The organism is candidate division TA06 bacterium, assembly GCA_004376575.1.
Lineage (GTDB): Bacteria > Hydrothermota > DG-26 > E44-bin18 > E44-bin18 > E44-bin18.
Genome location: SOJN01000108.1, coordinates 19,570 through 41,980, shown reverse-complemented (window position 1 = coordinate 41,980; position 22,411 = coordinate 19,570). Strand labels below are relative to the sequence as shown.

The following is a 22,411-nucleotide window of genomic DNA, read 5'->3' as shown; positions in this document are numbered from 1 at the left end:
CCATCTCCGGTTCAATATGGTTCAACCCGTCCAGGTACCAAAAACATGCTTGCCCTCCGTAGCCACGACGGGCGAAGGAGGGTCATTGCGAGCGCCCGAAGGGGGCGAAGCAATCTCAGTGTGGAGAGCATTTCCAATTTCGCAATTTCGAAGGTTGGGCAGGGATGAGGTGGGAATTTCGAATGTGAGTGGAAGGGTTGTGTGGAATTTCGAAGGTGAGGGGAAGGGGGGAAGGGAATTTCGGGGGTGCGGTGTGGTGCTGGGGCGGGGGAGGCAGTGTGTTTTAGGTTTGACAAAGACGCACCGGTTGTCTATATTGTGCTTCGTGCAGCGGTTGGTGATGATAGGATGGGCCACAGCCATTATGTTCCTACCTGTGACAGGGAGCGGCCAGAACATGGTTGGTCCCTTTTTCTCCCCCATAAGCTCTGATTCACTAACCGAAGGCGACTATGTTCTAGCCTTTCGCGACTACCAGAAAGCCTCGGAGTTGAATCCAGCAGATGTTGACGCCAGGATAGATCTGGCCAGGCTCTATATCGTAATGAGAGAATATGGAAAGGCCATTACAGAACTCGAGGCTGCGCGCGGCCTCGTGGGTGATGAGAAGGCCTTGTCTGAACTGGAGCTGTTCATGGGCGAGCTCTACCTCAAACTCGGCGCGTATGATAAGGCTCTAGAGCACCTGACCGGAAACGGAGGGAACGACTTCCTGATGGGTTACTGTCATGAAAAACTGGACGACTGGGAGTCGGCCCTCGAGTATTTCAACATACTCCATTCAACTGGTGATGAATTCGATGAGTATTCATCATATCACAGAGCCAAGTGTCTCTATCAGCTCGAAAGATACGAAGAAGCACTGACCGGATTTAGGAGCTTCATCGACGACTTCCCTTTATCTATCTACGTTGCTTTTGCTAAAGATATGATTCCTTCGTGTTATGAGGGTCTGGGAAAATACAACAAGGCCATACACCTTCGAAATGACATGATGAGAAGAAATCCCCGCCTGACCGCTGCTATGATGTACTCCATAGGTCGAGACTACGAAAGACTGAAGGACCGGGTGAAGGCAAGAGAACAATACATGAAGGTTATGACCAAGCATTCCAGGAGCCGTTACGCCCTTCTTTCGCTCAATGCCCTCAAAGGCATTTCCAAGATAAAGGGAAGAACACTATATCACGCCGGCAGAATATGCTACTATCAGGGTGACTATCAACGAGCAGTGAGATACCTCAGTTCCTACACCAAAACCTATCCCAGAGGTAAGTATGTTAAGGAAGGCCGATACATGCTTGGGAAATGCTATCTGAGACTTCGCATGCATTCGGCAGCGGAACTGAGTTTCAAAAAGCTCGCAAGGAGTGTCGCTTCCGAAAAGGAACGTGCTCGCTACCTCTTTGGACTGGCCAAGGCCCAGGACAGGTTGGGAGAAGATAAAAAAGCAAAGAGCACTTTCGAGAAAGTGGCAAAGATCAGGGTCTCCTCTTTGTGGGACGATGCCATCTACAGAAGGGGGCTCATCCAGGAGGAAAGTGACAGTCTGGAGCAGGCTGTGAAAACCTATATGCAGGTTAGTCATGGGGATTATGCGGACAACGCCCTTTACCGCGCCGGTATGGCAGCGATCGCACTTGGCAGGCCCGACGTTGCCAATCAGGCTCTGCACAAACTTGTTTATCTTTATCCTTATTCTGGATTTAGATCCGCAGCTAGATACTGGCTTGCCAGGGTCCTCGAGCAGGCTGACAGCCTTGAACTCTCTCTGACGCATTGGGGTTCGGTAGCCAAGTCCAGTCCTTTTAGCTATTATGGATTCCTTTCACGGAGCAAGCTGAGGGATAATGGTGCGGAGGGTCATGTGTTGCTGCTCACGAACTCAAAAGTAGAAACGTGGATCTCCTCCTGGGCTGGCGAGTGTTCACCTCTCTCCGAGTACGAAAGATTGAGACTTGAACGCGGTCTCAAGCTCCTTGACGCAGGTTTGAATGATGTGGGAGAGGGAGAACTGGGAAAGATCGACACGCACAATCCGCTCAAGACCTATGTTGTGGCAAGGGCTTATGCTGGCTCAGGGCTCGACCACAAGGCAATTCCTCTGGCAAAGAGAATACTAACCATGGCCAGAGATGCTGGTGCGGGGGAAGTACCTGATGAGCTGGTTCGCATAGCATATCCTTTGAGCTTTCTTCCCTCTGCGCTTCAAGCCCTGGGTACAGAAGACGTGGATCCACTTTTCATTCTTGCCATGATCAGAGAGGAGAGTACATTCTTGCCTGAGGCAGTCTCTCCTGTTGGCGCCATGGGCCTCATGCAGATAATGCCCACTACGGGCAAAGTGATAGCAAGACATTCGGGCAGAAATAACTTCCAGGTTGATGATCTGTTCGAGCCCGGTACGTCGGTTTCTTTTGGCTGTCACTACATTCTCCAACAGACAAAACAATTTGGCAGTCCTGAACTGGCTTTGGCTGCGTATAACGCAGGTCCTGATGTCGTGAGGCAGTGGATGAAAAGGAGGGATACCTCGCCCATGGATCAGTTCATTGAATCGATACCCTATCCCGAGACGAGGGTATATGTCAAGAACGTCCTGGCCAGCTGGTGGGTCTACGAGAGAATATGGGGTTCTACTGCGTCTCTTGGGCCTTGAGTTTCTCTTCCAGCTCCTTCACCTTCTTAGAAAGAGCCTCTTTCTCTCCCTCCTTGTGAAGTATCACAATCCTGGAGAGGAGTCCTAGAGCCACAAGCAAAAGAAGGATGTCCCATATCACTTGTACACGGATGTCGTACGTGAAACCGGTCAACCAACCCACTATGTGCATGACGAATGAGACTGTAGCGATGACACATATTACAAAGACCCATCCTAACATGTGAGGATGTCTCCTTTCCTAAGCCATCAGAACATATCTATGAGAACTGCAAGTATGGTCAAGATTCCTACAGGAACCTGGAATAAGGCAAGGATATTAGAGATTTTGTCCACGGACCCCTCAGCCGTAGGTACCAGTTTAAGCAGGTTGAAGAGGAGAAACACGCCGGCTACCAATCCCATCAGGCCGGCGAAAAGGAATCTTTCTCCATATGGCCCGTGCCCAGCCAGAAGAGACAATCCGACGATGAAGACGACTATACCTATGGGAATCTGCAGGCCCGCAAGCGCCTTATTGGCTTGCTTCATCGCCTTGACTTTGTTGAGAAGCGACATTATGAGGATCATTCCTCCGAGCAGTAGGAACTCCATGGACAGCCTCCTTTTTTTCGACGTGCCCGATCCATATTTTAGTGGGAAAGCTTGCAGTAGTCAAGTATTAAGCATGGAGCCTGAATACAAATACGAAATCCTACTATCTAGATTGGTCAATTTGTAAGACGTAGGACATAAGACTGGTAACAGGTAACAAGTGTAGGGGCGGGGTCTCCCCGCCCTACTTGGTCTGATTCAAATCCAAGATCCTAATATCGAAATCCAAAACAGATTCCGTTTTGAGTTTGGGATTCGGGTCATTGGACGTTGTCTAAAGATTAAGATTTCGGATTTAGGATTCGGGTTTAGGATTTTTGTCTTAGGATTTCCTTGACTCGCATGAGACGGACCAGATCACCGCGTTCCATTTCTGATAGCTTCATTGTAATGTGTCTTATAGTCTCATCGAGGTTGGGTATCAGGATGTATTCTAAGGCATTCACCCTTCTGCGGGTCTTATTAACCTCTGTGGCCAGCATGAAGAGGGTTTTCTCTTTTTCGGCCAGGCTGAGCAGCTCGGCAATGACCTTGTCAAGAGAGACGAGGGAAGCGTCCAACTCGCCTGATGTGGCCGCGAATCCATAACAGTGTATCTTGCCAGACACAGTCTCTTCGAATACGGGCACCCTCACGCCCATCAGATTTCTTTTCTTGACCGCGACAGAAAGCTTCTTGCTCGGGACGAGCATCGCCTGCTCAACAGATTCGGGGTCCATGGTGGCTCTGGCCAGAAGGAACCTCTGGGAGGTCTCTTGCAGCAGTTTTTCCACGGTCTTTCTCAAGTCTGTCACCAACTTCACCAGGTCCATGAGCTGGCGGAGAAGCTCATCCTGCTTGTCTTTCAGGAGCTTGTGGCCCCTTCGGGCGAGCACCACCCTCTTGCGGAGCCTCAAAAGCTCCATCCTGGTGGAGTTCACATCAAGCTTCAACCTTCAGCTCCTCGCTCTTTTTCCTGAACTTCGGCATATACTTCTCCAGGAACTCTTCTCTTATTCTCTTCAACTCGGCATCGGGGAAGATTGATAGGAGTTTCCATCCCAGATCGAGAGTCTCCTCTATGCTTCTGTTGTCATAGTTCCCCTGCGATATGTACTCCTCTTCAAAGCTTCTGGAGAAGACGAGGTACAGCTTGTCCATGTCGGATAGAGCAGCTTCTCCGAGGATTACTGTCAGCTCCTCTGCTTCTTTGCCTCTGGCGTACGATCCAAGCAGCTGGTTGAACAGGTCGGAATGGTCTTCTCGGGTCTTGCCAGCTCCTATCCCCTTGTCCTTCAGCCTGGAGAGAGACTGCATTATGTCAACGGGTGGACCAACTTTCTTCTTATAGAGAGGCCTGGACAAAATTATCTGCCCCTCGGTAATGTATCCTGTGAGGTCTGGTATTGGATGGGTCTTATCATCCTCAGGCATGGTGAGTATAGGTATGAGCGTGATGGAACCTGGTTTGTCCTTAACCCTTCCTGCTCGCTCATAGATGGTAGCCAAGTCGGTGTAAAGATAGCCTGGATACCCTCTTCTTCCCGGTATCTCTTTTCTGGCAGCAGATATCTCTCTCAGAGCTTCACAGTAATTGGTCATGTCAGTGAGGATAACCAGGACGTGGGCGCCAAGGGTGAAGGCATAGTACTCGGCAGCAGTGAAGACGACGCGTGGAGTTGCTATCCTTTCTATTGCCGGGTTGTCTGCCAGGTTGAGAAAAAGGATTGCCCTCTCCATCGCCCCTGTCTCTTTCAGGTCTTTGATGAAGAACTGGGCCTCTTCAAAAGTGATGCCCATTGCACCGAAGACGACTGCAAATGACTCTTCTTTGCCGAGGACCTTCGCCTGGCGCGCTATTTGTGCGGCCATCGTGTTGTGAGGGAGGCCGGAGCCTGAGAATATAGGGAGCTTCTGCCCTCTGACCAGAGTGTTAAGACCGTCAATTGATGAAATGCCTGTCTGAATGAACTCATTCGGATAGTTTCTTGCATATGGATTGAGTGGTGCGCCGGCAATGTCTCTCCTTTCTTCCGGGATTATCTTTGGTCCTCCATCGATGGGTCTTCCCAGGCCGTCGAAGACCCTGCCCAGCATGTCCTTGGACAGAGAGAGCTCTATGCCTCTGGCTAGAAACCTTATCTTTGACCCGGGGACGTCTATTCCTCTTGTCCCTTCGAATATCTGGACCAAGGCCCTATCCCTGTCTACTTCAAGAACTCTCCCCCTCCTCGTCTCACCTGAGGCGAGCTCAACCTCGACCAGTTCCTCGTATTTGACACCTTCGACCCCCTCCACAAGGATGAGTGGGCCGGATACCTCCGTTATTGTCTTGTACTCCTTGAGCATTATGAATCCCCCTAAGCTACTGACTTGGTAATGAGACCGTCGATCTGCTTGTCTATTTCTTCGCCCAGCTTTGTGATATCTTCCACGTTATCTTCAGAAAGATATTTCGCTCTCGCCACCCTTTCCATGACCGGTATTGAGGATATGTCCTCGATAGATATTCCTTTCTTCACTGCTTCCTTCGCCTTTTGATGGTAGCGCAGGATGGTGTGCAGGATGGCCCTCTGCTTTTCCATGGATGTGTATGTGTCAATCTCGTGAAAAGCATTTTGATGGAGAAAATCTTCTCTGATGGAGCGTGCAACTTCTAAAACAAGCCTGTCGTCAGCCGAAAGGGCATCAATACCCACAAGCCGGACTATCTCTTCAAGTTCAGATTCCTGTTCTAAGAGTTTCATCGCTTCTGCTTGTAAGTCAGGCAAATCTTCAGCAAGCTCTTTCTTGATGTAGTCCTTGAGGCTTTCCGTGTAGAGAGAATAACTGTTCAGCCACGAGATGGCAGGGAAGTGCCTTCTGTAAGCCAGTTTGTCTTCGAGGCTCCAGAAGACCTTCACGACTCTCAGTGTGGCCTGAACCACAGGGTCAGATAGGTCGCCGCCCGGCGGCGAGACTGCTCCTATTGCAGAAAGAGCTCCTTTTCTCTCTCCGCTGCCCAGGCAGATCACGGTTCCGGCCCTCTCATAGAATGCAGCTATCCTGGCAGACAGGTAAGCGGGATATCCTTCTTCGCCAGGCATCTCTTCAAGTCGCCCGGAGATTTCTCTCATCGCCTCGGCCCACCTCGATGTTGAGTCTGCCATAAGGGCGACAGAGTATCCCATGTCCCTGTAATATTCGGCGATGGTCATCCCCGTATATACAGATGCTTCACGCGCAGCGACCGGCATGTTTGAAGTGTTTGCAATAAGGACCGTCCGCTTCATCAAGGGCTCTCCGGTGCGAGGATCTTTCAATTCGGGGAACTCAATCAGCACATCGGTCATCTCGTTACCCCGCTCTCCGCACCCAACGAAGAGGATTATGTCTGCGTCCACCCATTTCGCAAGCTGATGCTGGATCACAGTCTTGCCAGAGCCGAACGGACCAGGGCAGCACGCCGTGCCTCCCTTGCCGATGGGGAAGAACATGTCTATGACTCGCTGCCCGGTAGAAAGCATCTCCTGGGGAGCCATTTTCTCCTTGTATGGCCTTGGTATCCTCACAGGCCACCGCTGCAACATGGACAGCTCTTTTCTCTTGCCGTCCTTCTTCAGGATCGCGACCGTTTCTTCGACAGTAAAATCGCCCTCTTTTATCGCCACGACCTCGCCTTCGACATTCGGGGGAACCATCACGAAATGGTCTACAAGGATTGTCTCTTTTACCTTACCAAGAAAGTCTCCTGCTTGAACTTTCTGCCCCTTGGTGGCAACAGGCTCAAAGTGCCATTTCTTCTTCCTGTCCAAACCAGGTACGTCTAATCCCCTTGTGATGTTCTCGCCCACCATGTCTCTTATGATATCCAGTGGACGCTGGACCCCATCATAGATCGATTCCACAAGTCCTGGTCCGAGTTCAACCGATAGAGGTTTCCCGGTCGAATATACCGGTTCACCGGGGCCGATGCCGCCAGTTTCCTCATAGACCTGGATGGAAGCGAGATCGCCCTTTAGTTCAATTATTTCACCGACAAGCTTTTTTTCGCTCACTCTTACAACGTCGTACATTCGTGCGCCGCTCATCCCTTCCGCAACCACCAGAGGTCCAGAAACCTTTATGATTTTTCCTTCCTGCATATTGAGTCTCCTGTTGTTTATTTCTTCTCAGCTAGAATGTCTGTTCCTACCGCCTTCTTTATGGCGTTCCTCAATCTGCTCATGGCAAAACCTGCTGAACCAGCAATTGAGGGTATGGGTAGAATGGTCGGCACAGGCTGACCCTGGTACGCTATCATAACCTCGTGCATCTCAGCTGCAAGGTCTTCAGTGACCATGATTATGCTATAATCCTCCTTCGCCAGTTTCCGTGCGATAGAACTTGCCTCTTGCGGACTACCAGTGGGAAAGATGTCTACACCCACAGCCTTTAGAGGCAGAATCAGATCTCTCTCGCCGATTGCAGCTATCTTGCCTTCTATTCTTGGTTCCATCTTCTACATTACCTATGTTAGAACATAATGGGCAGTCTCTCTCTTATCATCTGCCCGGGGATTCCATATAGTTTTCCTACCATCACCATACGTATCGATTTTACCTCGTTCTCTTTCACGAGCAAGTATGTATAGAGAGGCTCGATGCCGAATGTGACCATCTTCGTGAGCCTCAGATATCCCATCAAATAATCGTCGGCGGCCTTCTCCAGCTTGGAGAAAGAGCCGTTAGCGACGACGTCTGAGCCGCCAGCCTCAATTATCTCTATGTAGGGGGTGACTGCGAACCTGGCAGGCATTCCTTCCCAGGGTTCCTGGAAGGCGTGCCTCAGTCTCTCTTTTTCCAAAAATCCGCCCGAGAGAGTTGCAGTCTCGAAAAGTCTGAAATCTTCACCAAGCCACTTTGTCCTGTACAATGTCAAGATGTTATGGATGTCGGCCTTGAGCCTTAGGAGGCCTATGAGAAAATCGTTTGACAACTGATAGGCCAGATTCAGCCTGTACTCATGCTCTAAATCGTCCACCGCGATATCCAGAAGTCTGGGGCTGTCTGATGACTGGAAGGCTTCCATTCCTTGTAGAGCTGCCTCGCCCAGATGCTGGGGGAGTTTCTCAAAACTCTCCTCGCTGAAGATATCCATCATCTCTGAGTGGTCGAATTCACCTTGTGATGAGAGGAGGCCGCTGAAATCCTGCTCCGTCGCTCTCGCTTTCAACAGGACTTTTATGTTGTGGAAGTCAAATCTGGAGAAATACATCGAGCGTGCAGGTTTATCCAGGCAAAGCTTTTCGAATAGGTCGAACGCAACTCTCCGCTCAGCAGCAAGGACTCTCTCATATTCTGAGGCACCTTTGAGCTCACCCATGTGGACTCCATAATCTGTATCCTGAAGCACATGCAAGGCCTCATCCGCAGACTGAGCGTCCAGCATCCTGTCAAACCGCTGTCTATCCAGCAGTTTCGTTTCAAGCGCTCTTATTCGGCCGACTGCATAAGCGTATCGTGCGTCTTCGGCAGCGAATCCAGGATACTTCGTGTACATCGTCTCCTACTCTTCAAAAAGTATCTTTGCCACTTCGGTCTCAAGACCTTCTCTGGCCAGCTCTATCAGTCCATCAAAAGAGAGGTTCGTATCGATCTTGCCTCTTCTTAGAATGAAGCCACCCGCCATTGAACCAAAAGTCTTTGAGAGGGTCAGGTTTCCTTTTCTCCCCAGTTTCTTGTTCACCGCAGATATCACCTTCGAGTCGATGATATCCTTGTCAGCAGTGCCCACTATCACGTCCTCTGTTCCTGTCTCCACTGATTTTAGAAGAAGTTCCTTTATGAGGTCGACATATTCTTTCTTGTTCTTCTGTCTCAGCCGGGTTATTGCCTTCTGGAAGGCCTCATCCATCAGTTCCTGCTTCTTCTCGAGCATAGCCTTCCGAATGTCCAGATTTGCTGAAGACAGAACTCTCTGTTTCTCCTCACTGGCTCTTTTCGCCGAGGCTTCCTTCGCCTGTTGAGCGATTCTGGCAGACTCATGAGAGGCCTGCTTGGCAATTCTCTCAGCCTGTGTTCTCGCGGAGGCTACTAGTTCCTTTGCCTTCGCATCCGCCTCGTTGATTATTTTCGAAACGACCTTTTCAGCCATGTCAAACCTCAACCGAACTTGATGCCCATGAGAAGCAGAATGGTGATTAGAAGGCCAAGAACCGCGTATGTCTCGACCATGACGCCATAGATGACGCCTTTCATCGCCTGATCACCTCTTTTGGCAGTAAGGTTCACACCAGCCGAGCAGACCAGACCCTGATGTATGGCAGAGACGAGACCTGCAAAGCCCACGGGCGCGCAGGCCAGCATTACCTGCAACCCCTGCAACGTCGTGATGGCGGGGATGTCACCTGAGATGACGCCGAGCCTCATCATTACGAGAAATGCGCCCAGAAATCCATAGAACCCCTGGGTTCCGGGCAGCACAACTAGGATCAAGAGCGAGCCGAATTTCTCAGGCTGTTCGGCCAGGACTCCGCACGCTGTACGACCGACTGTACCAATACCTTTGGCAGACCCTACGCCTCCTAAAACGACCGCGAGAGCTGCACCGGCTATTGCCAGTGTCAGTCCAAGGGGATCAAACATCAATCACCTCCAGTTTGTGGTACCTGTTTTACGAGCGTATTCTTGAAGTTCTTGGCGAAGGGTCTAAATGGCTCCCCGCCTCCTGTGTAGAACTTCTGGAAAAACTCAACGTACTGCAGTCTGAGAGTATGGACATATCCTCCCAGAACATTTATGAAGACGCCCAGCATGAGAGTCATGGGGATCCAGATCAGCACACCAAGAAACTTGGGGATAGGGAGCGCCTTCAGGCATATTGCGTTTATCGCCATCGCGATGCCACCAGTGGTCATGCCCAAGGCCATGAGCCTTAGATACGAGAGAAAATCGCCTAGAAATGAGAAGATTCCCCCAAGAACTGTCAGGCGCATGACACCCATGAGCCCCTTCATGATGAAGGTCTCCTCTTTCCTTCCTGCCAGAAGCATGATCAGCACAGACGCTACACCAGTTGCTATCATTCCAGGCCGGGCCATCCACGCAGGAAGCAGTACACGGTTAGAGAGGGCAAGCTTCACTACCTGGTCGGTTGAGAAAAGTAACATGATAACACCAATCCACCAGACCAACCAGAGGAATTGGTCGGCGAAAGCGTCCAGATAGGCCCGGTGTTTTATGTCCTGGTATATCCTTATACCGAGGCCAAAAAAGACGTGGATGACGCCTAATCCAAGAGCAAGTCTGAAGAAGACTATGGGGCTCTCCATGGGATCAAAGAGCTGCACGGCATGACGGAACTTCAGAAGAGCAGGGACATTGGTGTAATCGGCGAGGTCGCCGAACCAGGAACCTGTTAGGGCGCCAACGAGTATAGTAGTGACGCCTGCTGTGAACAGTAGCCAGAGTATTCTTTTGTTTCCCTGGACTCTGGGCATCATGATGAGGGCAATGGCTGCCAGAATCAGTCCGTACCCAGCGTCTGTCAGGCACAGCGCGAAAAAGAGAGCAAACCAGATAGCAAGCAAGGGAGTCGGATCAAGTTCGAAGTGCCTGGGCATCGAATAGAGCTCGGTAACGGTTTCGAAGGGCCTGAAGGCCCTTGAGTTGATAAGTTCTACCGGTGGATCTTCTCCTTTGTCCGGCTCTGCTTCGCTTAGGGACACAGACTCGAAGCTGTCCGCGATAGAATTGAGTTTCTTCTTATCCGTGCGTCTTATCCATCCTGTCAAGGCAAAGGCGTTCTTGGTGTCAAGCGAGAATCTTTCGGCCTGCTTCGTCTCCATGAGGCTGTTGTAGTGATCGTATAGAAGCAGCAGCTTCTTTCTCTCGGCTTCAAGTTCTTTTGAGTCATCTGCCAGGTCCTGCTTCCTCTTGTAGACAGAGAGGAATTCCTTGTGTGCGTCGTCGATGATCCGTTTTGGCGTCCCCTTCAGGCCGGTCAGATCGACTGTCTCAGAGTCGAATCCTTTGAGGAAATCTCTTGACTCAATCTCGTCATCCTTAGCGTAGGCGAGTATGCAATTCACTTTTCCGGTTTCAGCATGTACGATTTCCATGTCAACCGGTGATGAACTGAACTCAACCTCCAGTTCTTCACGAGTCAGTTTTGTGTGGATAGTTGTTGGCATTATTGCCACTCTCTTAGTGCTTCTTACATCCTCGAGGTCAACATCCAGCCCAGTCCAGTTGGATAGGAGGCCTATGTGCGCGTTGAGTGAATTTTCTTTTGTATTCAAGGCTTCTCTTTCCTTCAACATCTTATTGCACTTGGAGATGGTTTCCGACGCGTCGTAGGATTCTATTATCTCGTTGCTCTCTTCCTGGCTGAACTCAAGTTTGCTGGGAATGATCCCTTCCATGAGGCTTGCCGGCTTTGCATAGATGGAAAGGTAGTTGATGGAACCGTTCAGGTCGCTCACCAGAGATTCGAGTTCTTTTCCCGGAATGGCTTCACCGGGCACAAGGTCCGGTATCTCCTTCGCGAGTTCTTCTTCGTTGAGGCTTGAGAGGTGGAGTATACCTGCTTCCTGGAGTGTTCTAAGCAACTGTTCCTTCTCCGACTTATGGCCGAGAAGGAGGACTTTCTGCATCTTAACCAGACTCACGGCCCACTATCTCCATTGCGACCCTCTCAGCCGCCTTATCCAGGTTCTTCCTTGCTTTCTTTTCAAGCTGCTGTATGTCTTTTTTCGCCTTTTCCCAGAGAGACTTAGCTTCTTTTTCCCCTTCTGCCCTGGCTGCTGCGACTGCCTTTTCTATAGTCTCCTTCGCAGTCTTGTGCGCAACATCCACCGTCTCCTGGCTCTTTTTTTCAGCTTCGGCGACGATTTTCGCACCCTCTTCTTTGGCCTGTTTGATTCTCTCATCAGCTTTTGCTTCAGCTTCTTTTATCTTTTTTATCAGTTGTACGGGCATTTTTCTGCTCCTGTTTGTGGCATATTATGCTAAGCCTCACGGTGATGTCAAGCAGTTTGTGAGTCTTTTCACAAAGTCAGAAACCCCGTATGAGGACAGGCATAAACTTATGGCTCTTCTCCGAAAAAGTTGATGACAGGGAGGAGTTGGGGAACATACGGAGAACCCTTGCTTGTGGCGCCGAGCCCCGTCGGACAGGGCAGGCAAGCTCCCTCCGGCTACGCGAAGGACAGGCGGCTACTCCTGAATGTATGGAGTAGCGCCGCTTGCGGCGCGCTAGGTTAGCGCCCATTTCCAGGAAAACGGCGCAGGTATCACATGGAGGAAGAGAAAAGTCAGACGCAACATCAGAACAGATGCAGAAAAGAGTGCGGTAGACCAATCCCAATGGCAAACAAAAACATAGCACCCCATTGCCAAGCACTACCGCCAACTAAATTGGAGAAGAGCCAAACTTATAAACTTTTGGTCTCTGGGAATTACGTGATTTCGAAGGTGCATGGAGGTTTGGGTCTGTTTTCGGGGGTTGGGGGAAGGGTTGAGGGGAATTTCGAGGGCGGGGAGCGAGTGATGGGAATTTCGAAGGTTATGGTCGTGAGTGGGGAGAGGCGTGCTACTGACATGCCTCTCTTGAGGCAGATTCTTTGAATCTGTACTATCTTACTACAAGCATCTTCCTGGTCAGGGAGTGTCCGCTCCAGCCGAGTCTGTAGAAGTAAATTCCTGAAGCGTCACTTTCGCCATCCCAAGTGGCGGAACTCGGGCCTACCTCTATTTCTTCATCGAGAAGAGTCGTGATGAGCCGTCCGCATATGTCGTAGATGCTTAGCGTTGCGTGACCTGACACAGGGAGATTGAAGGATATAGTGGTGGTTTGCGCAAAAGGATTCGGTCTGTTCTGAGAAAGCAGAAAGGCGACAGGTCTCTCGTCCTTATGCACATCGGCAACCCCGGTCTCGGGGGGCTGGAGGACAACAACATGGTCAGGATTGCCCTGGTCCAGGTATAGGATGGCTGGCTTCCCCGTTCCCTCCCAATCATCGGTGAAATCGATTCCGCCGGCGATTCCGGGGAGAGACTGGTAACCTGCCACCGTGCCATTCCTTCTCCTGGCTTCCAGACGGTTCCCTCCCGGCCCAGTCTGATACGAGATCCAGAGAACCCAGGGCTCCCCGGTAGTTCCTGACTGATCAATGGCGATTCCATACCTAACACCGCGATCCATGTTGCTCATTAGAGTGCCCAGGTGTTCGAATGTGCAGGATGGGCGACTGACAGCGTAGCCAACGAAGTCGGTTGCCCAGTAGTGGGACCACACAGTGTCGGGACCGCCGTCGACTTCATGATGGGCAGTTCCGTAGTGATTGGGTAGCTGGGGGAGATTGACATCGCACTTGTCACGGCAGTTGTCCAGGAATATCTGGCGCCTATAAACTTGATGTCCCCCGCCGTGGAACTCGTCTCTGCTCTCGTCGTACGCCAGGTCCCTCAACCCCCAGCCAGCGGAGTTCTGCTGGTCGCAGGTGCGGGTTTGTTCTCCATCTTTGTCGTAGAACCGGAACATGGGTCGCGGGTCAATCCCGGTCGACACTATGTAGCGCAGGTCTTCATCGGCGTTTTTGTTGTAAGCCACGCCCACGGCGTAGAGGCTTTGAATAATGGGGAACCTGAAGACCTCAACCCATGGCTCATATTGGGGGGCAAAGAGAGGCTTTTCCTCTCCTGGCTCCGGGTAAAGGAAATCTTCCACCGTTGCGCCCGGGAAAACATTAGCGGTCTCAAATGCCTTCTCGAGATATGCCCTCCTGCTGGCGGTGTCATCCTCGGATGCGATGGCAGAGTCAAGCGTCGCGAGAAAACCTATCACCGCAATGCTTGCCACTGTCAGCAGCAAAAAGAGAACTGGCTTTCTCATTTCACACCTCGCAATGTCCGCCTCTTCAGAGAGGACGGATTGCTTTTTTGCTTCTTCTTCCAACCCAAACCAGGAGAAAAACGCAAACGCTACTCGGATTCATCTCGTTAATTATAGGGAGTTTCAGCCCGATTCACCACCTCCTTGCGCCAGGAGGCTGAATTGATTCTCGCAAAAGCTTGTGTAGTAACCTTGCGCTTGAATTATTGCTTTTATCCGCACCCCTGTCAACCCAAGAATTGACTGCTTGAAGACAAACTGCAAACTGTGAATTGCCGAGGCGTGGGGAGTTTGCCAATTTCGTGTGTGTGGTCCGGGGGATGGGTGCAAGAAATACCCATTTTGCCCTTGACAGTACCCTATCTTCATCCCTATGATAAAGGTCCAAAAACGGCGCAGACGGGCGAACGATGACTTCTTCCGATACCTGAAATCGCATAGCTAAGACATTTCTAGAAGGTCCCCGATACTGCTGTGTTCTGACATGGGGTATATGACAAAAAAGGAGGAATCTGATGAAGGCCAAATGGGTCAGATTGATACTTGGCGCAGCCATGGTCTTTGCCATCTGCGTGTCTCCGGCGTCATCTTCGGCTCGTGCCGGCAGGGTGAATCCAGGCAGACAAATCCTGATTTACGACCTCCAATATCAGGAGACCAACAGAATATCAATTCCCCTGACCAACTTCGGTCAATTCGGTCAGAACATGGCGGGCAGTGCAGGTGATGACTGGCCGAAGGGGTCCGGTAACCCGTACACTTTCGGCGCCGGCATATGGGTTGCTGCAATTCTTGACGGCGACACCATTGTAATCAATGGCTACAACACCGTTGGTTCAGGCCAGGAGTTTATGCCAGGGCCTCATTATGATCCGAATCGACCAGAGGACAAGGTCTACTTGAGTTGGGATCCTGACGACCTTGCAAACTGGCCGGATAGGGATTCACTGGGTGAACCCATAATCATGGGAGATGAGGACACTTGGGCCGAATTCAACGGCCACGACCCTAGTGTACAGGGACCCGGAGAAGAACCTCTCCCCATAACTGTGACCAGGCACAGTGTCGCCTGGCGTGAGTCTCTCCGAGCGGATATGATCTTCTTTGTGTATACCCTCAAGAACGACACCACTTTTCCTATCACAAACATGTATGTGGGGATTGGTTCTGACCTGGATGTGGGAGATGCAGACAATGACCTGGTGGGCCTTGACCGGAGACGGAGCCTGGGTTACACATTTACACCTGTTCAGGAGGTGGGCTGGGACGCTCCACCTCCTTATTATGTTGCCCACGTGTTCCTTGGGGGACCCAAGGCTTCCGACACCGTGTATGTAGGTCAGGACCCGGCCAACCCGGATACAATAATCTACCCCGGTGAACATCTGGTTCTTACTGCGTTCAAGGAATTCAACAGGAATGTTGATGCAAACAATGACATCCAGAGATTTCTTGTTATGGCCGGCTACGACTTCAACTATGTCTATGGGCCGTTCTCAGACAGCATTGACACTGAGCCTGAAGATGAGAGAATGGTCGTCTCTGCTGGTCCGTTTGTCCTCGAGCCCGGTGAGGTGGACACCTTTGCAGTGGCTGTCATGTACTCCAACGGGAATACAGGAGGGCTCTGGTATCTGCAAAATGAAGCGGATCGTGCCAAGATCATCTGGGACAACGGCCTGAACCTCCACGGGGTGAAGGTCATCTCTCCAAACGGGGGAGAGGTCTGGTCGGGTGTTCATGATGTTCAATGGTGCACATCTCGCTCCTCAGGCAATCCTCTTGTCATTGACATTGTAGTGAGCCCGGATGGCGGGCTCTCCCTGGACACTATTGCTGTTGGGGAGGTCGATGACAGCAGTTACACCTGGAACACAAGCACTGTGCCAGATGGTTTCTACTTCTTGCAGGTCGCTGCTTGCAATGAAGTGGGATGTGGATACGACTGGTCGAACGGCGAGTTCCTGATAGACAACCCGGGCAATGGCCCTCCATATGTTGGTTTGACATCTCCAAATGGTGGCGAGGTGTGGAATGGAGTACAGCAGATCACCTGGTGGGCGAGAGATCCTGATGGTGACACTTTATACATCGACCTTCACTGCAGTAACGATAATGGGCTTACCTGGATGGAAATCGCTTCCGGTGAACCGAATGACAGTGTCTATGAATGGGATACTTCAAGATTTCCAAACGGTTTGAACAGTTGTCTGGTGAAGGTTATTGCCTCTGACATGACATTGACAGATATCGACATTTCAGCAGGGTCTTTCACAGTCAACAACTCACATTCACCAGGTGGGCAGGTCGATCACACTGCTGGCTCCTGTAATACCATTACCATAACGCCAAGAGTGGTTCGTCCTGAGGATGTTACTGGACATCTCTATGAAGTTCGGTTCGGGACCATCTATCCCGACTCAACAGATCCTGGTAGTGCAATTTACACATACGATGTCTGGAACCTTACAACCAGTAGTCAGCTTCTCGATGACTACCCATTACCGGTTCCCCTTGATTCGACTCCAGTGGTGAGGTACTCCCCTTACTTTGATGGGGTCTGCCTCGAGATTGATGCCGTTATCAATTCCGCGAGCTTCACTGCTGACAGCATCACGGTCACCGTTGATCCCGGCGTTCCTTATCCCGAGGGTAATCTCTCAGTTGAGGGGATAGTCCCTGAAAAGATATGGGCCTTCCACGGGGCGACGTCTTTTGAGATAAGATGGGAATACTACAACGGAAGCCCGGATACTCTGACAGCTCAGTTCCATGATATGGGGAATGATTCGGGAGTATCCTACGATAGCCTGTGGGGGGATTCCTGGTCGTTTGGCCCCCGCTCTCTGGTGCCTCCTCTTGTGTATGAGGGATACATGACAGCAGACATGGGGATTCCTCGGACCATGATTTATGTGTGCGGGGTGAGGTATTATACAAATAACGGCTTCCCTATGAACTGGTCGGTCAGGCCTGAGCCTGGAGAGGTATGGACAGTGTATGAGAGTGGAGACTGTCCTCCTTGTCGGGGTAACATATACCAGTTCATCACCACTGGAATTAGCGAGCATTCAAATGCACCACGTCTGTCTATCTTCCATCTTTCCCAAAATCATCCTAATCCTTTCTCTGCTGCCACGACCATCCGCTACTCCGTAGTTTCGGCTGAAACAAAGGTCAGCCTCAAGGTTTATGACGTCGCCGGTAGATTGGTGAGTACCGTTGTTGATAGAAAACAGAAGCCGGGCTACTACACTCTGACCTGGGATGGAAGAGATGAGAAAGGTCAGTCAGTATCGAGTGGCATCTACTTCTACAGGCTGAGCAGCGGAGGGCAGGTCGCTACAAGGAAGATGGTGCTGATGAAGTAAACATATCCTGCAATGACTTTACTTTTGGATTCAAGATCAACAACAGGAGGGAAAAGATGAGCAAAAGGCTGTTCATAGTGCTATCACTCAGTCTTGCAGCAATCCTGGCGGCCGGGATCACCTTGGGAGCATCTAACAAGGTTTTCCTGTCCCCAAAGCCCTTGGCAGGCCCGAGCGATGCTATCCCGATTAAAGGCGGTGAATCCCATTTCCCCAATACACTCGGCGCTGACTACTGGATTTACTACGACACCGGTGCCGAGGCCAATTATCTGGGAGGGTTGCATTTAGGAGACACCATGCTGGTTTGGTTTGAGTCTCCGGCAAGGTGTACTTTGCTGGAGGTTCACTTCTTAATGCACACCGCCGGTGACTTCGATATGTTTGCGGCAGATGCTCCGGACACAATCGACTTTCTCAATGATTACGAGGAGTACCATGGTGGATCCAACCCAGGTCCGAGACCCATTGATGTGCTCTTCGAGGACTCTGTGGGCCTGTACAATGACGGTCACAATTGGCAGGTCCTTGAAATGGGCTCACCACCCGACGTGGGCACGGACATATTTGTGGGCGGCTATGTACTGTTGAGTGATGGAGCTCCTCTACCAATCATTGATGCAGGTATTGATCCGCCCTACCATACTCTCATGGAAAGACCTGTGGGTGGGGGGCCGCGAGGTTGGTATTCAAGCTGGCATCACGTCTACATCAGAGCTCTCGTGAGCATTTATGAGAATGCCTACCCAACAATTGAATCTCATACGAAACTTCCTGATACATATTCTCTGAATGCGAGATATGTGACCGCCCATATCACAGATATCGGAGTCCCTGCTGAGTCGGTCGGGGTAGATGAGGCCAGAATACTGTATGGCGTTAACGGTGGCCCCGAAGACACCCTCTCCATGTTCCTTGTTAGCGGCACAATCGAAGATGGCACTTGGGCAGGATTTCTGCCGTCAGCGACAGCAAATGATACCGTAGAGTATTCCATCAGTGCTGTTGACCTTCAGGGCGCAGAGAGTGTGACCGCTCCCTGGACTTATGTGATACGCGTGGGCCGGTCCACAGCCGAACTCCTCTTCGTAAACGACGATTATTACGGTTTCAATGGCCACGATCCTGTAGATGCTGTTGTTCCAGATTCAGTGTATGATTTCTGGGAAGCTGACCAGTACGGCCTTCCTGACTCCTCTGTTATTCATTTCGGATATAAGGCAATATTGTGGAACACCTGGGATGGCTCAGGCGATTACAGTTTTGTGGCTGATACGCTGCGCGTTGCCGAGTTTCTGAACGATGGAGGGTATTTGTGGGTCAGCTCACAGGATTTGCCAGCCGGCGGTTTCGGGTACAGTTGGGGCAGTTATGCTACACAGCCCGGTGAGTTCTGTCACGATTATCTCCACCTGATGGGCGGGGTGGATGACTATGCAGTGGATACAATCTCAACGTATTACGGGGTGCCCGGAGACCCCATAAGTGGTGCTTTTGCCGGTTGGCCCATAATCAGCTATCCATACAGTTGGGTCGGTCCCGGTTACAATTACGCAGGCTCTTGTGAGATTGACTCGACCGACCTGAATGCCAGTGGTATATTCTACGATCTGTCCAGTGAAATGTCGGGATACAAATATAGCCTGCCAGGGGGCCACAAGATAGTCTTTCTATACTGGCCTTTCAATGACCTGGTGAATCTCGATGGAACAGTAGATACGACCTCGCAGGACGTGCTGGTAGCCAGGATTTTGGCCTGGTTCGGCATTGGCAGTGTGGGCGTGGAAGAGAGGCTGAAGGAGCGGTTGTCTTCAGAGTCAAAGATGTATTTGTTGTGGCAGAACTGGCCGAATCCTGCTAGGGGCCAAACAGCGATTTCGTTCAATGTTCCTGAGCCTACGCACGCAACTGTGTCAATATATGATGTAGCCGGAAGAATGGTCAGCACACTTCTGGACGATCATGTCAGTGCTGGCAGGCACAGCGTTAACTGGGACGGTCGCGACCAATCTGGAAAAGAAGTTCCTTCGGGAATCTACATCTACAGACTCACTGCCGGCAACCACAACCTGGCAAGAAAACTGGTTTTGGTACGGTAATACACCTGTCCTCTGAACCACCCATCAACCGGATCCCCTGAGACAGCGCAGGCAGACTTGGACCTTCGGCCATTCTGCCTTTGGTCGAGCAATGAGGAATTTGTAGGGGCGTATTGCAATACGCCCCTACCGGGCATGTAAGCACACCACCCTTCGGTAAACTCCAAAACAAAAGCTCTCCCCTGTTGACACCAGAATGAGATAAAGGAAAAGATGGCACGAGTCCTTGCTTGATGCTATGCTTCATCAAGGGTATAGGACATTACCGGGATAGCTGCATATGGACCTTGTTAGCATCATATTTATAGCATTTGGGTTGGCGATGGATGCCTTTGCGGTGGCCGTGGCAAGTGGCGCGGCAATAAGAGAGCTCAGGGTAAAGCATGCTTTTCGAATAGCGCTGTCCTTCGGAGTATTCCAGGCAATCATGCCGGTGGTGGGGTGGTTATCAGGGCTGACTGTAAGGGGATTCATTGCCGGAATAGATCATTGGATTGCATTTTCACTTCTCAGTCTTATAGGCGTCAAGATGATATATGAATCGACCAAGATGAAGCCAGATGACAGCAAGAATGAATATTTGAGTATTCGTGTTCTTTTGATGCTCTCGGTTGCCACAAGTATTGATGCACTTGCAGTGGGTTTTGGATTTGCCCTGCTGGATGTGTCAATTGTTGCACCCGTATTGATAATTGGAATGGTCACATTCCTACTGTCCTTTACGGGAGCTTATCTTGGCCGCAGATTGGGACATATCTTCGAGAACAAGATCGAAATCGTTGGTGGGTTGATTCTTATTGGAATCGGGATTAAGATATTGATCGAACACCTGACCTGAGAATGGAGAGCGTACGGAAGATGTTGTAGGGGCGTGGTTTCCACGCCCACGGCCAGCTGATTTCGGCTTGGCAGACAGCTGATGGTTTGTTCAGGATGTCTGGTCTGCCAGGGAGGCAATGTGAAAGAGTCTTTCTATGATAGAACGGTGAATCTGATAAGAAGCATTCCGGAGGGGAAAGTGGCGACCTACGGGCAGATTGCGGGCTATGCCGGCAATCGCCGGGCGGCTCGCCAGGTAGCCTACGTACTGCATTCATCTTCGGAGAAGCATGACCTTCCCTGGCACCGGGTAGTAAACAGCAAAGGTGGCATATCTCTGAAACCGGGGCACGGGCGTGAGCTTCAGAAGAAGCTCCTGGCAGAAGAAGGAATAGTCTTCAAGGAAGATGACAGCGTCGACCTGAAACGCCACCTCTGGAAACCCACCCTCACGTTCTGACTGCCCCTGCGGGGCAAACGGCCAGGGATGACGAAATTCCCAGCCCCCTTTCTCCGCCCCTTCGAAATTACGAAATTCCTTTCATCCCTCAACCCAACCTTCGAAATTGGAAAACCCAAGCAACCGCAAACTGGCGAAGCCCGTCGCGAAGTCCCACGTAGCTCGGCAGAGCGAAGTGGGGAAGCTCAACCAGGTTGAGCGTAGACGGGTCATTGCGATGCTCGCGAAGCGGGCAGAAGCAATCTCGATGTAGATGGCATTTCCGCTTTCGTACTCCAGGGGGCCCCGGATCACAGCGTGTTCAAAACGCAACAATGCGGTGCCTGCTCCCATGCAAGTGCGAGTACCGCTTATACTTAGCTCGGAGCTCTCACCTTTTTGTTCCTAAAGACATTTTTCTTGGTGTTGCCCCTTGACAAATCCAGGATCTGGGACTATATTATTGAACGAACGATTGATTGAAACAAACGTTTGATTGAGAACTGAATAAACGAGGAAAAGATGGCAAAGAAAGAGAAGAGAGAAGCAAAGGAGAGAATCTTTGAAGCTGCTACTTCACTCTTTGCCAGAAAGGGCTACGCGGCTGTGGGTACCAGGGAGATTGCGAAGGAAGCCGATGTGAATGTTTCTATGATCAATTACTACTACGAGGGAAAGCTGGGGATACTGAAGGAGATCATCAATGAGTGCTATGACAAATACTTCCGGGCGATCAGAGACGCCGATAACAAGGATGCACCTCCGGAGGGGCGAGTGCGACTAATAGCCAGAGGCCTTGTTGACTTCTTCAAGGGGAACACGGAGCTGGCGATGGCTGGGTTCAGTGTGTTCCCCATTGACGAGCCTGAAATCGTGGATTTGAAGGTGAAGTGGGCGACGGACAACCGGAAGGTGACCGCGGGGCTCTTTGAACAACTTGGCGTGGACATGGAGGACACGGTGCAGTCAAACGTCGTCCGTGGCTTGCTGACCGGAATAATCCAGTCACATTTCCGGTTCAAGTATGCTTGGAAGCACATGGTGGAGGCCGCCGCCAGGTCAGGACAGACCTGGGAACGGATTACGGAAGAACCTTCAGAGGAATTGGACGATGCTTTCTACGAGAAATACTCAGACATGCTTGCTGATTTGTATTTGCATGGGCTGAACAGCATCACTTCAAGAAAACAGCTAGCAAAGGGAGATAATAATGGAACGAAGAATCTTTAAGGGTTCGACTACAATTAGCCTAGAAATACACCTGGATTCGTTGTCGATGCTATTGGAAATCAACAGAAACAAGTAGAAATCACAAAAAACAAGCAAATATGACCAAGATGGAGGTGTGGCATGGTCAGGATAAGAAGAGACGATGAAACGGCGAGCAGCACAGGGAGCGAGATTCTGGACACACTCAAGAGTCTTCTTCAGACCACTATATACAGATAGGAGAGAATCACCTTTTGGCAATGACTGGCAATACGTTTCGATCTCCTCCCTTGATGAGGGGAGAGCCTGCCCGGGTCGTTCCACGACCTCCCGAGCGAAGTCGAGGGAGATTAAGGAGAGGGTGACTGACTGAAGGAATGGGGACAGG

18 protein-coding genes are annotated in these 22,411 nt (G+C 50.9%); 6 read left to right on the top strand and 12 right to left on the bottom strand.

Annotated elements, in window-relative coordinates; genetic code table 11:
- On the top strand, nt 1–2,659 hold a 2,659-nt coding region (locus tag E3J62_09360; GenBank protein TET44852.1), incomplete at its 5' end, for a tetratricopeptide repeat protein.
- Here E3J62_09360 and E3J62_09355 read toward each other — a convergent pair.
- From E3J62_09355 to E3J62_09300, 12 genes are all read right to left on the bottom strand, one after another.
- Nucleotides 2,637–2,882: a hypothetical protein gene (locus E3J62_09355; GenBank protein TET44851.1), complete on the bottom strand. Its 246-nt coding sequence runs from the start codon at nt 2,880–2,882 to the stop codon at nt 2,637–2,639. The two genes, E3J62_09360 and E3J62_09355, sit on opposite strands and share 23 nt — an antisense overlap.
- Before the next feature lie 26 nt (nt 2,883–2,908).
- Nucleotides 2,909–3,253 carry a hypothetical protein gene (locus E3J62_09350; GenBank protein TET44850.1) on the bottom strand — a complete coding sequence of 115 codons (345 nt, stop codon included), beginning with the start codon at nt 3,251–3,253 and terminating at the stop codon, nt 2,909–2,911.
- A 308-nt stretch (nt 3,254–3,561) separates the two neighbouring features.
- A complete protein-coding gene (locus E3J62_09345) occupies nt 3,562–4,158 on the bottom strand; it encodes a V-type ATP synthase subunit D (protein ID TET44854.1) in 597 nt (198 codons plus the stop codon).
- Nucleotides 4,159–4,174: 16 nt separating this feature from the next.
- A complete protein-coding gene (locus E3J62_09340) occupies nt 4,175–5,581 on the bottom strand; it encodes a V-type ATP synthase subunit B (GenBank protein TET44849.1) in 1,407 nt (468 codons plus the stop codon).
- An 11-nt stretch (nt 5,582–5,592) separates the two neighbouring features.
- Entirely contained in the window at nt 5,593–7,356 is a 1,764-nt protein-coding gene (locus tag E3J62_09335) for a V-type ATP synthase subunit A (GenBank protein TET44848.1), read from the bottom strand.
- 17 nt (nt 7,357–7,373) lie between these two features.
- Nucleotides 7,374–7,709, bottom strand: a complete 336-nt coding sequence (locus E3J62_09330) for a V-type ATP synthase subunit F (GenBank protein TET44847.1) — start codon at nt 7,707–7,709, stop codon at nt 7,374–7,376.
- A 17-nt stretch (nt 7,710–7,726) separates the two neighbouring features.
- The gene (locus E3J62_09325; GenBank protein ID TET44846.1) at nt 7,727–8,752 is read right to left on the bottom strand and encodes a V-type ATP synthase subunit C; all 1,026 of its coding nucleotides are present in this window, start codon (nt 8,750–8,752) and stop codon (nt 7,727–7,729) included.
- Nucleotides 8,753–8,758: 6 nt separating this feature from the next.
- The gene (locus tag E3J62_09320) at nt 8,759–9,346 is read right to left on the bottom strand and encodes a V-type ATP synthase subunit E (protein ID TET44845.1); all 588 of its coding nucleotides are present in this window, start codon (nt 9,344–9,346) and stop codon (nt 8,759–8,761) included.
- 8 nt (nt 9,347–9,354) lie between these two features.
- Nucleotides 9,355–9,837: a V-type ATP synthase subunit K gene (locus E3J62_09315; protein TET44844.1), complete on the bottom strand. Its 483-nt coding sequence runs from the start codon at nt 9,835–9,837 to the stop codon at nt 9,355–9,357.
- Nucleotides 9,837–11,861 (bottom strand): V-type ATP synthase subunit I, encoded by a 2,025-nt coding sequence (locus E3J62_09310; protein ID TET44843.1) that lies wholly within the window; start codon nt 11,859–11,861, stop codon nt 9,837–9,839. The genes E3J62_09315 and E3J62_09310 overlap by 1 nt, the downstream gene beginning before the upstream one ends.
- Entirely contained in the window at nt 11,848–12,171 is a 324-nt protein-coding gene (locus E3J62_09305; protein TET44842.1) for a hypothetical protein, read from the bottom strand. The genes E3J62_09310 and E3J62_09305 overlap by 14 nt, the downstream gene beginning before the upstream one ends.
- 655 nt (nt 12,172–12,826) lie before the next feature.
- Nucleotides 12,827–14,086: a T9SS type A sorting domain-containing protein gene (locus tag E3J62_09300; protein TET44841.1), complete on the bottom strand. Its 1,260-nt coding sequence runs from the start codon at nt 14,084–14,086 to the stop codon at nt 12,827–12,829.
- Nucleotides 14,087–14,601: 515 nt separating this feature from the next.
- Here E3J62_09300 and E3J62_09295 point away from each other — a divergent pair.
- The 5 genes from E3J62_09295 to E3J62_09275 all read left to right on the top strand — a co-directional run bounded on the left by E3J62_09295 (nt 14,602) and on the right by E3J62_09275 (nt 22,044).
- Nucleotides 14,602–17,457: a T9SS type A sorting domain-containing protein gene (locus E3J62_09295; GenBank protein TET44840.1), complete on the top strand. Its 2,856-nt coding sequence runs from the start codon at nt 14,602–14,604 to the stop codon at nt 17,455–17,457.
- Nucleotides 17,458–17,513: 56 nt separating this feature from the next.
- Nucleotides 17,514–19,556 (top strand): T9SS type A sorting domain-containing protein, encoded by a 2,043-nt coding sequence (locus E3J62_09290; protein TET44839.1) that lies wholly within the window; start codon nt 17,514–17,516, stop codon nt 19,554–19,556.
- Between the two features lie 280 nt (nt 19,557–19,836).
- Nucleotides 19,837–20,394, top strand: coding sequence for a manganese efflux pump (locus tag E3J62_09285; GenBank protein ID TET44838.1), 558 nt, complete (start codon nt 19,837–19,839; stop codon nt 20,392–20,394).
- An 81-nt stretch (nt 20,395–20,475) separates the two neighbouring features.
- Entirely contained in the window at nt 20,476–20,835 is a 360-nt protein-coding gene (locus E3J62_09280; protein TET44837.1) for an MGMT family protein, read from the top strand.
- A 501-nt stretch (nt 20,836–21,336) separates the two neighbouring features.
- Nucleotides 21,337–22,044, top strand: coding sequence for a TetR/AcrR family transcriptional regulator (locus E3J62_09275; protein ID TET44836.1), 708 nt, complete (start codon nt 21,337–21,339; stop codon nt 22,042–22,044).
- The last annotated feature ends 367 nt before the right edge of the window (nt 22,045–22,411 follow it).

Coding starts and splice junctions, on each gene's coding strand:
- E3J62_09355 (TET44851.1), bottom strand. CDS start 2,882: ATGTTAGGATGGGTCTTTGTAATATGTGTCATCGCTACAGTCTCATTC.
- E3J62_09350 (TET44850.1), bottom strand. CDS start 3,253: ATGGAGTTCCTACTGCTCGGAGGAATGATCCTCATAATGTCGCTTCTC.
- E3J62_09345 (TET44854.1), bottom strand. CDS start 4,158: ATGGAGCTTTTGAGGCTCCGCAAGAGGGTGGTGCTCGCCCGAAGGGGC.
- E3J62_09340 (TET44849.1), bottom strand. CDS start 5,581: ATGCTCAAGGAGTACAAGACAATAACGGAGGTATCCGGCCCACTCATC.
- E3J62_09335 (TET44848.1), bottom strand. CDS start 7,356: ATGCAGGAAGGAAAAATCATAAAGGTTTCTGGACCTCTGGTGGTTGCG.
- E3J62_09330 (TET44847.1), bottom strand. CDS start 7,709: ATGGAACCAAGAATAGAAGGCAAGATAGCTGCAATCGGCGAGAGAGAT.
- E3J62_09325 (TET44846.1), bottom strand. CDS start 8,752: ATGTACACGAAGTATCCTGGATTCGCTGCCGAAGACGCACGATACGCT.
- E3J62_09320 (TET44845.1), bottom strand. CDS start 9,346: ATGGCTGAAAAGGTCGTTTCGAAAATAATCAACGAGGCGGATGCGAAG.
- E3J62_09315 (TET44844.1), bottom strand. CDS start 9,837: ATGTTTGATCCCCTTGGACTGACACTGGCAATAGCCGGTGCAGCTCTC.
- E3J62_09305 (TET44842.1), bottom strand. CDS start 12,171: ATGCCCGTACAACTGATAAAAAAGATAAAAGAAGCTGAAGCAAAAGCT.
- E3J62_09300 (TET44841.1), bottom strand. CDS start 14,086: ATGAGAAAGCCAGTTCTCTTTTTGCTGCTGACAGTGGCAAGCATTGCG.
- E3J62_09295 (TET44840.1), top strand. CDS start 14,602: ATGAAGGCCAAATGGGTCAGATTGATACTTGGCGCAGCCATGGTCTTT.
- E3J62_09290 (TET44839.1), top strand. CDS start 17,514: ATGAGCAAAAGGCTGTTCATAGTGCTATCACTCAGTCTTGCAGCAATC.
- E3J62_09285 (TET44838.1), top strand. CDS start 19,837: ATGGACCTTGTTAGCATCATATTTATAGCATTTGGGTTGGCGATGGAT.
- E3J62_09280 (TET44837.1), top strand. CDS start 20,476: ATGGTTTGTTCAGGATGTCTGGTCTGCCAGGGAGGCAATGTGAAAGAG.
- E3J62_09275 (TET44836.1), top strand. CDS start 21,337: ATGGCAAAGAAAGAGAAGAGAGAAGCAAAGGAGAGAATCTTTGAAGCT.